We start from the raw sequence: 13,686 nt of genomic DNA on the forward strand, positions 1-13,686 counted from the left end.
TTCAGTCGATCTTGCAGGTGATCGATTCCGGAAACAGGCACTTCTCGCCTGCCGCGGTGAAGGCGACGCGCTTGATCTGCATGGTCGCAGGCTCGCCGCCATAGGCGAACTTGCCCATCCAGCCGCTCAGCGTATCGGTGCCCCACAGGCTGAAGAAGATCTTCTGCGCATTCGTCGGTATTTTTGAGGGATCCGTTACGTCCTGGACGAGCTTGCCGTTCACATAGTAGCGCAGGCGATCCTTTTCCCAGACGAAGGCGTAATCGTTGAAACCCTGGTCGGCACCGCCGGCAACCGGCGCCAATTTCTCATTGCCGCCCTTGGCTGAGATATATTGGTTGACCTGGACCTGGCCGGAATTCTTGCCGAGCACCTCGAAATCGATTTCGTCATGCGGCTTTTTGTCGGCCGGACCGATATAGGTGAAGAATGCGGAATTCAGGCCGGGACCCGTGGCTGTGCGATAGCGCGCCTCATAGGTGCCGTAGCCATACCGCTTCGTCGTCTGGATTTCGCCGCAGGCGTAGTTGCGCTCACCTGCCTTGGACTGGATAAACTGCAGCTGCAGCATTCCGTCCTCGATGCTCACCTGCTTCTTCGACCAGGTGCAATTCTGGTGCGGCCCGTTGTTCCAGCCGTCGGAGACATACCAGCGGCCGGTGTCCAGCCGCGCGAAATTGTCGACGAAGGATCCGCCCGTCGATTGATTGTCCTGCGCGGACGCGGCCTGCGGCAGCAAGAACGCACCCAAAAGAGCGATTGAGACAAGGGCAAGTCTCGATATGCAGTTTTTCGATGTCGTCATGGCATCACCTTTGCTCGGATCGCGCATGCCGATCATCTTCGGCGGCGCGGTTCTGGGCAGCTTGGACTTCGGCCAGCGGGCGCGTCCGGCTGCCGGTCAGCAGGTTGTAGAGGCTCGGCATGGCGTAGCGCGCCATGCCATTCGTCAGAGGCAGCAGCAGCAAGGCAAGCGCCGCCGCCAGGAGATAGAAAACCGGATAAAGATCGCTGCCGCCGCGGTTCCAGAGAACCCAGAGACAGAAAAGCAACGGATAGTGGGCGCAGAAGATCCAGAAGCTCAGGCCGCCGGTTCCCGCCAGCCTCTGTCCGAAACGGCTGCGGATGAAGATTGCCGACAAGGCCCAGAAGCCGGGAATGCCGACAATCACCATCAGGTTGCGGCAAACCTCGAGCCACAAGGGCAAACCGGGGCCGGTGATATAGGCGGCCGTTGCCAGAAGCGCCGCAAGCAGGATGAAGGCAGGCCCGATCAAGGCAGCATAGCGATCCATGATCGTGACATCGATGCGATAGAGCCTGAGGTAGATGCCGAAACTGAAGCTGAAAAGGATCGAATTGCGCAGCACGAGGCCGATCGATATCGGCCAGGCAGCAAGCAGAAGCAGAAAGGCCAAGGTCAAGAACGGTGCGCGACGGATCAGAACGGCAAGAAGCGGTGACAACAGAATACAGACGAAGAGATCCCGCAGGAAGTAAAGCGGTAGATTGACCGGAGTTCCGTCGATCGCGAATAGAAGTGTCGAGAGCGTATGCGGAGTAGCTTCCGAGAGATCCGGCAAATATCCATCGCCGATCCCATAGTACTGGAGGAGCAATACGAACAGGAAGAACGCGCTGTTCCACAGCAGGAACGGCAGAATGATTGTCTTTGTCTTTCTACGAATGGTCTTGCCATAATCCAGAGATGCCGTGCCCTGGCGAAACAGCAGATAACCTGAAATCGCACTCAGGCAGGGAACGCCGACGCGAAACAGGCTGTCGCGAAGGAACACTCTCAGCCAATCGAAAAGCCCGTAGGTGCCGTTGAACGGGCTGGTATGCGTATCGAACGGTATGTGGACAAAGATGATGCCCGAGATAAGCACGATACGCATGAGGTTTATCCGCGAAGACACGTTGGCAGTCATATTCACGATGTCTGTCACCCCTTCTTCGGGCTGCATCCCCCCTCGCAGCCATTTCAAACAGAGCACAGCAGAGCTCGCAGACGTAACCTAGGGCGCTCTTCGGAAAGGGAATATGGCACCGCAGCAAAAATGAGCGAAAAGTGATATGGTGACGGAGGCCGAAAACATCGTTTCCCGGCCGTCAGCGATAGAAAAATCGATTTAGATCGATGAAAAGCGTTGCCGTGATAGGAACTTAGGCGTCGCTCGATATTTGCATGCCGGCGCTGGACGACGCATCCGGGACGCTGTTATTTTTCTGCTGGAAGGTGAAGATTTTTGCAGCGCAGCAGATTTTGGCGCGCGAAGCTTGACCAAAATGCGACAGGCATTCAATCGCTATAAGAAAATCAATTCGCCCCGCTCCTCCCATGGCTGTACTCCCCGTGATCCCGAGCGGCCATGCGTCATAAAAGTGCACAGACGCGGAATTCGACGATCCCCGCCTTGCATGGATGAACTTCGATAAAATCTCATTCCCGACATTGCTCCGCATCGAATGGACGCTACCTGTTGGCGTCACGGCGCGATCCGCCAGCGGATACGCAGCCGGGGAGTGGCGGCTCGCGCCGCTGCAATACTGATGGTCGCGTTCCCAGGAAATGAGAACGCAAGCTCTTGAATCGAAAAACGTAAAGGCGGGAAAATGGCGTCTATCACGATTGTTATTCCCTTCTATCAGAAGCATACGGGCGTTCTGCAGCGTGCATTGACGTCGATAGCCCGGCAGACGTTTCAGGATTTCGATGTACTCATCATCGACGATGAATCGCCGCTTCCGGCGGAAAACGAACTGCAATCGCTGAGCAGCGAGGAAAGAAGGCGCATCCGGGTGATCCGCCAGACCAATGCAGGCCCGGGAGGGGCGCGCAACACCGGCCTTGAAAGCGTACCGGCCGACAGCCGGTTCGTGGCATTTCTGGACTCGGATGACGAATGGGCACCGGAGCATCTGAGCAATGCATTCGGAACACTCACCCACCATCATGCCGATTGCTATTGGGACTCCATCGAGGGCGGCGATGAGTTCCATTATCATTTCAGCATCGCTGAACTTGGCAAATCCGCCGATACGGTCCGGCTTTCGGATAGGCCCGCGGTCATCGAAATCCCGAATGTCGCCAGCGTCATGCTGAAGGACTGGAGCTTCCTGCATATGTCCTGCATGGTGATCGGGAGATCTCTTTTCGAGAAAGTCCGTTTCGAGCCGACATTGCGGCTGGCGGCCGAGGATATCCTCTTTTTCTGCGATTGCATCCTGGCGGCCAAGCGTGTGGTGTTATGTGAAAACGTGGGTGCGCTACGCGGCGAGGGCGTGAACATCTTTCACAGCATAGACAATGATTCACCCCAGTTTCTGCGTCAGCAATTCAACACATGGACCGCGCTGAACACACTCGAGCAGAGATTCTCGCGCCGGCCGCAGGATGTCGAAGCCATTCGCGGCTACAAGAATCGCGCCCGCCGGCAGGCGCTCTGGAGCCAGGCGCGGCAGATGCGGCAACGGCGCCTGCCGCAATTCGGATTGCTGGCGAAATGGGCGCTGCGCGACCCCGCCATCTTACAAAGCGCCATGCGCCTTGCCGTGGGTAAACTCGCGCCCTAGATTTTGCACCGCAGCATAGACTGCGCATGCCGCACCCAAGAGCCACGGCATGTTCCCGTTATCGCTTGGATCAGCAAGGAGTCCTGCATGAAGCCGTTCCACTGGGAATCGACCCATGGCAATTTCGGTGACGATCTCAATCTCTGGCTCTGGGATTTCCTGCTTCCCGGCCTTCGCGACGTCCATGCGCAGACATTGCTGGTCGGCGTCGGAACTGTCCTCAACACGGAAATCCTGCCCGCCGACGGACACAAGCTCGTCATCGGCAGCGGCTTCGGCTATGGCTCCCTGCCCGACATGCGCGACAGCTCGCAATGGGATGTCCGCAGCGTCCGCGGCCCGCTCACCGCGGAAAAAGCCGGCCTGCCGATCGAAATGGGCATCGTCGACCCCGCCGTCCTGGTGACGGAAATGCCGGAATTCCAGAATGTTTCGAAGAATGGCAAACGCACCTTCATACCGCATTGGGAGTCGGCCGCCGCCGGCCTCTGGCCCGAGATCTGCAAGACCGTCGGCCTTTCCTACCTCGATCCTCGCGGCGAGGCGAAGGCCGTGATCCGCGAGATCGCTGCGTCCGAGCTGATCGTGGCGGAATCCATGCATGGCGCAATTCTTGCCGATGCCTTCCGCGTTCCGTGGATTGCGGTCAGCTCCTCGCGTTCCATCAACAGTTTCAAGTGGAACGACTGGGCCCGTTCGCTCGGCGTCACCTACCAGCCGAGGCACATCCCCGTTTCCACCCGTGCCGAGGCGATCGCCAAAGGAGCCCGGTTCTGGGGCGTCGGCTTCGAACGCAGCAAGCAGGCCGCGGCCGAACTCGAAAAGCAGCGGTACGGCGAAAATGTCATGCTGGCCGATCCCGAGCAGACCACGCTGCGGGTGATGGCGAAACAGGCATTGGCCATGCCCTCGGCCCTCGCCCTCTGGCAGGCAAGCAAGGCAAAGCCGCAGCTGAGCAAGGACGCCGCGCTCGCAAGCTGCAAGGAGCGCCTCCTGACGGTGATCGACGGCGTGCGGCGCGACTACCTGTAGTCCGCGAAATGCTTATTCCGGCGCGGCCTGCAAAAGATAGCGCAGGCCGTTGGCGCCGGCATGGGCGATAGGCGCGCCGCCGTGCTTGCGGAAGCGCTCCGTCTTGTCCGCCAGGATGCCGCCGGCGATCGCCGGAGCGGCGAAGGGGTGCGCAAGCGCGTAGCTTGCGGCGGACAAGAGCCCGGACTGCGACTTGATATCGAGGAAGTGCCGTAGCTCGTAGCGATCACGAATATGACGTTCGTGGCGGCGGATCGCCGCGGCGTCGGTAGAGGAAAGGCCGCCCTTTGCAAGGACCGCCCGGTCGGCCTCATAAAGCCGTCGCAGATCCTCCGTCCTGTGCCGGCCGCTCAGCGAATCGCTGCGCACGACCGCGCCGTAACCGCAGCTATGGATGATCTTGTAGCGCGCGTGCCTGGCCAGCGCGCGGACATAGAGGTCATAGTCTTCGCCGAGGCGCAGCGCCTCGTTGTAGCGCAGGCCATGCGCATCCAGGAACGAGCGGCGCATCAAGGGCTTCAGGAAGCCGATCTCGCCCCGGCGCACGCCGCGCCTGGAAATATTGCCTTCAACGAACGCTACGAGATCGAGAAAGCGCGGCTTCGCATCGAAATGATCCAGCCTCGCATACGCATCCGGAACGGTGTCGGCGCTGACGAAGGCAATGTTATCTGCAACGAAATCCCAATCGTCATCGTCAAGCAGCGAGGCGAAACGCCCTGGAAAGAAGAAATCATCGGCATCGAGAATACCGATCAGCGGCGCCTTGGATATCTCGATAGCATGATTGCGCGCAGCCGCCGGGCCACGGTTCTTTTCGAATTCCCGGATCGTCAACCTGGCGCTGCCGTCATCGGCGCAGGCTGCCGCGGCGGCGGTTCCATCCGTCGAGCCATCGTCGATGACGACAACTTCCGCCACTTCGGGTTCATGGAGAGCTGAGGCGACAGCCAGCCCGATGGTGTCGCTGGCGTTCTTTGCGGCAATGATTACGCAGACGCTGTTTTCTGCACGGTCGGTCACGTCAGCCTCCAATGGTTCTGCCGGAGACTTAGGACAAGGCTTGGATCCGGCAACCGCCGGACGGGCAAAAGATCGGATTGGCGACCCTGCTTAAGGGTTGAACGGCTCGGACCGCTTGAGATTGGACGCGGCAAGACCACCGACCTTGGTGTCTTCCTGGCCCGATACAGGTATCTTCTCTTCGCTGAGCAAGGCATCGCGCGACTTGCGTTCCTTCCAGACGAGATAAAGGACGCCCAGGAAATAGCCGATCTGCAGGAGGACGGCGCAAATGATCGTCTCGATAAAGGTCGTCCAAAGAGAATTCGTCAAAAAGTATGTTGCGATGGCAAATACGACCAGCGTGCCCAGCATGCTGATAAAGACGCGCGGCGCATACATAATGTTACCTCGCCCGCTCAGCCGTCATGTCAAAAACGATCAAGGTCTTTCCTCCCTTATCAGACCTGAACCTCAAATATATTTTATGATTCATTGAGATTCAACCAAGTCACGGCGATCCGTTGCGAATTGATACGATCCTTACGCCGCGCAGGTTAAAACTACACGTCAATTATAATTACAATTGAATTTGTTCATTTTTCTTATCTGCAATCATTTGGCGATATGTCAAAAATACACACCCATTAAGACGCATTCGCTCGTCCGCCCGTCGCTCACTTCACCGCCAATTCAATCAACTTTTATTACAAAGTCCTGAAAAAGCGGGCCTGAGTATGTGCATCGCAAAACATTGCTGCAATGCAATATATCCTGCAGGAGAACCAAGATGGCCCGCAGCTAACGGGAAAGCGATCCGAGGCTATCGAAGCCAATGATTATGAACAACTTACCTTGAACTCCCTATAACGTGCTTGAAAACCGTCTTCCGCAACGCGGCAGAGCTATCAACGCCGCGGCTATACGAAGCTTGATACAGTACATCTCATCTATAACCGATCACTGATTTAAACCAAGTCACCATCGATGCGGTAAATATATACCGCCATGCCATATCGCTACAAAAGTTTGGCTTAAAAAGTCAAAATCCCAACCTACACTCCGGTCATCGCGGCTCTAATTACGCGTCCGAGAATTTCCGACCAATCGTCAACATGAATGGAGTTTTCTCTATGAAGTCTGCGACGAGATCGGCCACATCGGCTTTTTTCAGCGCTGCGGAAAGCGACGTCTTTCCGCCCACTGGTGGAGTATTGAAGCGCGTTTTCGACGTCTCTGCCGCAATGACCGCACTGGTTCTCATCAGCCCGCTTTTCGTGATGCTGATGTTGCTGGTGAAGCTTACGGACCGCGGTCCCGCATTTTACGGTCATCGCCGCATCGGCCATAATGGCAAGAGCTTCCGCTGCCTGAAGTTCCGCACCATGATGGTCGACGGCGACAAGATTCTGCATGCCCATCTGCAGGCCGACCCAAGGGCAATGGAGGAGTGGCGCGCAACCCGCAAGCTGCAGAACGACCCCCGCGTCACCGTCGTCGGGGCCGTGCTTCGCAAGCTCAGCCTTGATGAACTGCCGCAATTGATCAACATCATCCGCGGCGAAATGAGCGTCGTCGGTCCGCGCCCGGTCGTGGAGGACGAACTCGAACTCTATGAGACCGCGGCGATCTACTACCTGCAGTCCCGCCCCGGCCTCACCGGTCTGTGGCAGGTGAGCGGCCGCAACGACGTCTCCTATGAAAGCCGTGTCGCCTTCGATACGCACTATGTGAAGAACTGGTCGCTCAGCAGCGACATGATGATCATCGCCAAAACCATTCCTGCGGTCTGCCTCTCGCGCGGCAGCTATTGATGATGACTGGCAGATACCGTGGGATCCGTCCTGCGGTTTTCCCGCATCTTGCGGGCTGCCGACCAGTAACAGGGAAGATCCTGCATGATTGAATTTCGGCCTTCCAAGAGGCTCGTTCGCGTCAACACATCGCTTCGGTGCGCAGCTTTCGTTGCTCTTAGCCTTTGCGCAGCTTCAGTCTCGGCCGTGGCCGATAATCTGCCCGGCTACCATCTGGGGGTCATGGACAAGCTGCATGTACGCGTTGCCGAATGGCAGACCGCCGAAGGCACTATCCGCGATTGGTCGGTGGTTTCGGGCGATTACACGGTCGGCCCTTCCGGTTCGATTTCCATTCCGTTCATCGGCGAAATGCCTGCCATGGGCAAGACGACGGATGAGATCGCCGAAGCCATCGGCATCGGCCTGCAAAAGCAGTTCGGCCTGCGCGATCGGCCCTCGGCTTCCGTCGAAATGTCGCAGTTCCGGCCGATCTACCTCTCCGGAGAGGTCCAGAACCCCGGGGAATATCCGTTCGCGCCCAACCTGACCGTGCTCAAGGCCGTGAGCCTTGGCGGCGGCATGCGGCGCGCCGACGCCGGACAGCGCTTTGCCCGCGACTTCATCAATGCCAAGGGCGATGCCGTCGTCTATATGGCTGAGCGCGGACGCCTGTTGATGCGCAAGGCCCGCCTGCTGGCCGAACTGGCCGGCAAGGACGAGATCGATGTCCCGGCTGAACTCAAGCAGCTGCCCCAGGCGCCAAACCTGCTCGCAAGCGAGAAGGCGCTGATGGATACGCGCAGCCAGCGCATGAAGACGCAGCTGCAATCGCTGGAAGATCTGAAGACGCTGCTGCAGAACGAAGTCGAGGCGCTTTCGAAGAAGAACGACACGCAGAGCCGTCAGCTGGACCTGGCCAAGGCCGACCGTGACAAGGTCGAAAGCCTTGCCGAAAGAGGGCTGGAACTTGCCTCTCGCCGGATTTCCGCCGAGCAGCGTGCGTCCGATCTGGAGGCCACGCTTCTGGATACCGAGACGGCCTCGCTGAAAGCCAAGCAGGATATCAACAAGGCCAATCAGGACGAGATTACCCTGCACAACGACTGGCAGAGCTCGCTGGCACAGGATATGCAGGATACCGATACGCAGCTGGAAACGCTGCAGCTGAAGCTTTCCACGAGCCAGTCGCTCATGCAGGAAGCGGTCGCTCAATCGGCGGATGCCAGCAATCTCGATGCCAACGGGCAGGGCGTCAGCATCGTCTATACGATCATTCGCGACGACAAAGGCCAGACGAAGGAAATTCCCGCCCAGGAGAACACCCAGGTGCTGCCCGGTGACCTCATCAAGGTCAGCACCGGTCTTGCCATGCGATAAGGAAAATCGATGCGGATTGCCAAATCGGTCTTCGTTCGTCCAGGCAGCAACGCCACCTACGGCATGGTGGCGGTTGCGCTGTCTTTCTTCGTCTTTGCCTATTCCTCCCGCTTCGGCCAGGCCTCCATCCTGCTCTACTACATCCTGTGGTTTCCGCTGGTGCTGATGGACTATCGCACAGTGCTCGGCAGCTATCAGAAGCAGCTTTGGCTGTTCGCCTTCGGCGTCTTCACCTGTCTGTCGATCTTCTGGTCTGTCGTCCCGTCGGTGACGGCGCGCGCGGCAATCCAGTACATGACGCACATTTTCTGCGCCCTGATCGCCATGCGTGCGCTCGATATCCGCACGCTTGCGCGCGGTGCAATCGCCGGCACCGGCATCGTGCTCATCTATTCGATATTGTTCGGCTATTATGCCTATGACCCCATCGACGGGACATACAGCTTCGTCGGCGCCTTCGATTCCAAGAACCAGCTCGGCTTCTATGCTTCGCTCGGCATCTATTTCGCCTTCGCCGCCGTTTTCGTCCTTGGCGAGCGGCGGATCTGGATGCTTGGCGGGGGAATTGCCGGCCTGTTGTCAGCCTATTGCCTGCTGGCGTCGCAATCGGCAACCTCGGTGCTGACGACCGGACTGGTGGTCATGCTGTGCATCAGCCTGCGCCTCATTCTTTTCCTGTCACCAAAGCAGCGCAAGAAGCTGTTCGCCACCGTGGCCATTTCCGGCGTCATCCTTGCAGTCGCCGGCGTCTATCTCGGCGCCGTGGATCTCGTGCTCGGCGCCTTCGGCAAGGATTCCACGCTCACGGGCCGCACCTATCTCTGGCAACAGGGCATCGCGGCCGCGACGCAGAATCCCTTTTTCGGCGTCGGCTATCAGGCTTACTGGGTCCAGGGCTTCTCGGAACCCGAGCGGCTATGGCAGGAATTCTACATCGCCTCGCGCGCCGGGTTCCATTTCCATAACACCTATATCGAGACGACGGTCGAAACCGGCCTCATCGGCGTGTTCCTGCTCGCCTCGATCCTGCTGACGGCCTTCGTCGGTCATATCAACCGGTTCCTGAGCGACGTCAGAAACGACGAATCCTATGTGCTTCTGGGCGTCGCCACGCTGCTCCTGATCCGCTCCTTCGTGGAGATCGACATTCTGAACCCGTACCATGTCGGCTCCTTCCTGTTCTATTTCACGGCTGGAAAGCTCTCCATGCGGATGCGTACGCCTGCAAAAGCGGCGCTGACGGCAAGCGAGCGAACGCCATTCACGCCAACGGTAAACTGGGAGGCGCGAACCGGTCGATGAAAACGCTTTACGGAATTCAGTATCTGCGCGCCTTTGCCGCTCTGGCGGTGGTACTCTTTCATGCCGCCGAGCGCAGCGGCGGCCATTTCCGCGTCGGGGCTGCCGGCGTCGACGTCTTCTTCGTCATCAGCGGCTTCATCATGTGGACCATGAGCGAACGCCGCCCCGTGACGCCGCTGCGCTTCGTGCTCGACCGCCTGCAGCGTATCGCACCATCCTACTGGATCGTCACGGCGATCATGATCGGCGGGGCGGCTGCCGGCCTGTTTCCGAACATGAGACTGACCGCAAGCCATATCCTCGGTTCACTGCTGTTCATTCCGGTCCGATCGCCGAGCAATGGCGAGATCTGGCCGGTGCTGGTGCAGGGATGGACGTTGAATTTCGAGATGTTCTTTTATGTCGTCTTCGCGGCCTGCCTGTTCCTGCCGCGACGCCTGCGTCTCGGCAGCCTGATCGGCGTCTTTGCTGCCTTCGTCATCGCCGGTGCAGCCCTTCACCCGCAGTCGCCCTTGCTCGTCACCTATACCAGGCCGATCATTCTCGAATTCGCGGCGGGTGCGGTTTTGGGGCTGCTTTGGCTGAAGGGAAGCGTTCCGGGCGCCAGCCTTGGCATTGCCCTCGTCATCGCGTCGCTCTCAGGTTTCGCAGCCATTGAGATATTCGGCCTCGAATTCAACGAGATCATCTGCGGTCCCCTTGCCATAGCATTGGTGCTTGGCATGGTTTCGATAGAACGCGGCGGCAAGCTGCCGGAAATTCCGCCCCTCACCTATCTCGGCAACAGCTCCTATTCCATCTATCTCTGGCATACGCTCGCGATCTCCGTGATCGCAAAACTCGTGATCTCCACGCCGATTCCATCCGATGTCGCAGCCTTCATCGGCGCAATAGCGGGAACCCTTCTCGGTATCTTTGCATATGAGCTGGTCGAAAAGCCGCTGCGCAATCTGCTGCGAAACGCCAGCTGGCTAAGAGCGCGCCCCTCGCCAGCCTGAGTTTCTGAACCGGCCCTCTCCCGGCCAGCGGGAAGCACATCAAGGGCTCCGCCGGCGGCGCAACTGGTCGAAATAGACGATCACAATGATGAGCACGCCGGTGATGATGCGCTGCCAGAAGGAGTTCAGGTTCAGAAGATTAGCGCCGTTGTTGATGGTCGCCAAAATGAAGGCGCCGATTAGCGGGCCATAGACAGACCCGATCGCGCCAAAGAGACTGGTGCCACCGATAACCGACGATGCGATCGCCTGCAGTTCCCAACCATCGCCCTGGGTCGCATTGCCGATGGCTATGCGCGAGGCAAGCAGAACACCCACCAAGGCGGCGCAGGTTCCAGACAGTATATAGGCGAAATAGATCATCCTGTTGACATTGACGCCGGACAGACGCGCAGCCTCGCGATTGGAACCGACAGCAAAAAGATAACGGCCCCAACGGCTGAGATGCAGGAAGACGACGGCCGGAATCGCCACCACGATCACCATCCAGAACAGGCTCGGAATACCGAGAAAATCGGCGACCGCGAAATTGGTGAAAGCGTCATTGACGATGTTGATGCTCGAACCATTGGTGATCAGCAGGCCGATGCCGCGCAGGGACGTCAGCGTCGCCAACGTGATGATGAAAGGTGGCAAACCCATGCGCACGATGCCGAAGCCATGGAATGCCCCGATAAGAACCCCGAACAGCAAAGTGATGAGGATAGCGGCCCAGACCGGTACTCCGGCCTGGAGCAGCCAGGCGACGACGACGGTGCAAAAGCCAACGATAGCGCCGACGGAAAGATCGATGCCCCCGGTAATGATGACGAAGGTTTGTCCAAGCGCAAGAATGGCCGTCATCGACCCTTGCCGCGCCAGGTTGGTGATGTTGAGCTGCGTCCAGAACACATCTGTCGAGAAGCCGAGCACGATCCATAGCGCAATCAAAAGCAGGATCAGCGTCAGGCTGAAGAGGATATTCATCTTACGCCGCGGTGCAACGGCGGGCCCTTCTGTTGTGTTCGCGGCCATTCTTGTTCTCCCTCTTTCGATTTTTTCGTTCAGACGCCGATCGCTTCGCCGAGGACTTCCTCATGCGTGGCAGCGTGAAAATCATGACTGGCGACCAGCTGGCCGTGCCGGAACACATGCAGACGATCGGCAAGCTCGTAAACCTCGGGCAGGTAGGAAGATATGACGATAATCCCCGCCCCCTCGCGAAGCAACTTGGCAAACAGCCGATAGATTTCCGCCTTGGTGCCGACATCGACACCCACCGTCGGCTCGTCGAAGATGAAAAGCTTGGCGCCGTGGCTCAGCCATTTGCCGATGACCACCTTCTGCTGATTGCCGCCAGACATGGAGGAAACAAGGACCCGCCGGCTGGGCGTCTTGATGCTGAGATCGCGGATCTGCTTGTCGGCATTCGCGGCCTCACTCTTGTTGTTGATGATCGGACCTCGGCTCAGCCGTCCGAACACTGGCAAATTGATATTGAGGCCGATCGGCAGGTTGAGGCAGAGCCCCTGATCGCGGCGGCTTTCCGGCGCAAGCGCAATGCCGAGTTCCATCGCGTCGCGTTCGTTGCGGATCTGAACCTTGCGCCCCTCCCAGTATATTTCGCCCGCCGAAACCGGTTGACGACCATAGAGGCCGAGCGCGAATTCGCTGCGACCCGCCCCGATCAGCCCATACAGTCCGACGATTTCCCCGGCGCGCACAGTCAGCGAGACATTTTCGAAACCGGGACCAGAAAGGCTGCGCGTCTCCAGGATAGGCCCACCGATCTCAATCTCTTCCTTGTGATAGATCTGTTCGATGGAACGATTGATCATCAGCTTGATCAGTTCGTCATCATCAGTCTCGGCAATCAGGCGGGTGCCGACATGCGTGCCGTCGCGCAGCACGGACACGCGATCGGCCAGCTCGAAGACCTCTTCCATGCGGTGACTGATGTAGACGATCGTCACGCCTTCGCTCTGCAGGCGCCGGATCAGCTTGAACAGCTGCGCCGATTCCTTGCGCGTCAGATAGGCGGTCGGCTCATCGAAGATGAGGAATTGCGTGCCGCGCATGGCGGCTCTTGCGGTCGCGACCAGCTGCTGCTGACCAATGGTGAGCGAACTCAGAAGATCGGCCGCCGGTAGTCCGAAGCCGAGATCGTCAAGCACCGTCTGGGCCATGGCGACCATCTGCTTCTTGCGCATCAGCCCGAAGCGATTGACCTCGTCGCCAAGAAAGAGATTGGCCGCAACCGTCAGATGCGGGCAAAGGACGACCTCCTGATGCACGGCGTTGATGCCGCGTGCAATCGCCTCATTGGGATTGGCAAGTGCTACGGGATGGCCGCACCAGAATATCTCGCCGGCCGTCCTGGTGATGACGCCGGTAAGGAGCTTGATCAGCGTCGACTTGCCGGCTCCGTTTTCGCCGACAATGGCATGAATTTCACCCGCCAGAAATGTGATCGTCGCCGGCTTTAGTGCCTCGACATACCCATACCGCTTCTGCAACCCTTTGAGCTCGAGGATGGGCGAGCCGGCCTGAACCCGACTTGCTTCCGTCTTGGTCGTGTCATCGTGCCGATGGCTGATTTCTTCGAGGCTCGTCATGGTCTCCTC

The 13,686-nt window shown here is 58.6% G+C and carries 13 protein-coding genes; 6 read left to right on the top strand and 7 right to left on the bottom strand.

Annotated features, from left to right (window positions below):
- Window position 1: 1 nt before the first annotated feature.
- From exoK to ACQZ6J_RS17870, 3 genes are all read right to left on the bottom strand, one after another.
- The gene (exoK, locus tag ACQZ6J_RS17860) at window positions 2-805 is read right to left on the bottom strand and encodes an endo-1,3-1,4-beta-glycanase ExoK (RefSeq protein WP_163990272.1); all 804 of its coding nucleotides are present in this window, start codon (window positions 803-805) and stop codon (window positions 2-4) included.
- Between the two features lie 4 nt (window positions 806-809).
- Window positions 810-1,898, bottom strand: coding sequence for an acyltransferase family protein (locus ACQZ6J_RS17865; RefSeq protein WP_449085062.1), 1,089 nt, complete (start codon window positions 1,896-1,898; stop codon window positions 810-812).
- 268 nt (window positions 1,899-2,166) lie between these two features.
- On the bottom strand, window positions 2,167-2,343 hold the full coding sequence (locus ACQZ6J_RS17870) for a hypothetical protein (protein WP_449085063.1): 177 nt from the start codon (window positions 2,341-2,343) through the stop codon (window positions 2,167-2,169).
- A 273-nt stretch (window positions 2,344-2,616) separates the two neighbouring features.
- Between ACQZ6J_RS17870 and ACQZ6J_RS17875 the strand changes: the two genes are divergently transcribed.
- Entirely contained in the window at window positions 2,617-3,576 is a 960-nt protein-coding gene (locus ACQZ6J_RS17875; RefSeq protein WP_163990270.1) for a glycosyltransferase family 2 protein, read from the top strand.
- 87 nt (window positions 3,577-3,663) lie between these two features.
- Window positions 3,664-4,608: a polysaccharide pyruvyl transferase family protein gene (locus ACQZ6J_RS17880; protein WP_449085064.1), complete on the top strand. Its 945-nt coding sequence runs from the start codon at window positions 3,664-3,666 to the stop codon at window positions 4,606-4,608.
- Window positions 4,609-4,620: 12 nt separating this feature from the next.
- Here the strand turns inward: ACQZ6J_RS17880 and ACQZ6J_RS17885 are convergent, their stop codons facing one another.
- The gene (locus ACQZ6J_RS17885; RefSeq protein ID WP_449085065.1) at window positions 4,621-5,631 is read right to left on the bottom strand and encodes a glycosyltransferase family 2 protein; all 1,011 of its coding nucleotides are present in this window, start codon (window positions 5,629-5,631) and stop codon (window positions 4,621-4,623) included.
- Between the two features lie 90 nt (window positions 5,632-5,721).
- Complete coding sequence (locus tag ACQZ6J_RS17890; RefSeq protein ID WP_449085066.1) at window positions 5,722-6,012, bottom strand: exopolysaccharide production repressor protein; 291 nt, start codon at window positions 6,010-6,012, stop codon at window positions 5,722-5,724.
- A 731-nt stretch (window positions 6,013-6,743) separates the two neighbouring features.
- Here ACQZ6J_RS17890 and ACQZ6J_RS17895 point away from each other — a divergent pair.
- The 4 genes from ACQZ6J_RS17895 to ACQZ6J_RS17910 all read left to right on the top strand — a co-directional run bounded on the left by ACQZ6J_RS17895 (window position 6,744) and on the right by ACQZ6J_RS17910 (window position 11,083).
- Entirely contained in the window at window positions 6,744-7,424 is a 681-nt protein-coding gene (locus ACQZ6J_RS17895) for a sugar transferase (RefSeq protein ID WP_163990262.1), read from the top strand.
- An 84-nt stretch (window positions 7,425-7,508) separates the two neighbouring features.
- Window positions 7,509-8,783: a polysaccharide biosynthesis/export family protein gene (locus tag ACQZ6J_RS17900; RefSeq protein ID WP_163990260.1), complete on the top strand. Its 1,275-nt coding sequence runs from the start codon at window positions 7,509-7,511 to the stop codon at window positions 8,781-8,783.
- A 9-nt stretch (window positions 8,784-8,792) separates the two neighbouring features.
- A complete protein-coding gene (locus ACQZ6J_RS17905) occupies window positions 8,793-10,085 on the top strand; it encodes an O-antigen ligase family protein (protein WP_449085067.1) in 1,293 nt (430 codons plus the stop codon).
- Entirely contained in the window at window positions 10,082-11,083 is a 1,002-nt protein-coding gene (locus tag ACQZ6J_RS17910; protein WP_449085068.1) for an acyltransferase family protein, read from the top strand. Before ACQZ6J_RS17905 ends, ACQZ6J_RS17910 begins: the two co-directional genes overlap by 4 nt.
- Before the next feature lie 39 nt (window positions 11,084-11,122).
- On the opposite strand, the gene ACQZ6J_RS17915 is transcribed toward ACQZ6J_RS17910, so the two are convergent.
- Window positions 11,123-12,097, bottom strand: coding sequence for an ABC transporter permease (locus ACQZ6J_RS17915; protein ID WP_163990255.1), 975 nt, complete (start codon window positions 12,095-12,097; stop codon window positions 11,123-11,125).
- A 29-nt stretch (window positions 12,098-12,126) separates the two neighbouring features.
- The gene (locus ACQZ6J_RS17920) at window positions 12,127-13,677 is read right to left on the bottom strand and encodes a sugar ABC transporter ATP-binding protein (RefSeq protein ID WP_163990253.1); all 1,551 of its coding nucleotides are present in this window, start codon (window positions 13,675-13,677) and stop codon (window positions 12,127-12,129) included.
- Between the last annotated feature and the right edge of the window lie 9 nt (window positions 13,678-13,686).

It is taken from the genome of Rhizobium sp. A37_96, assembly GCF_053521765.1.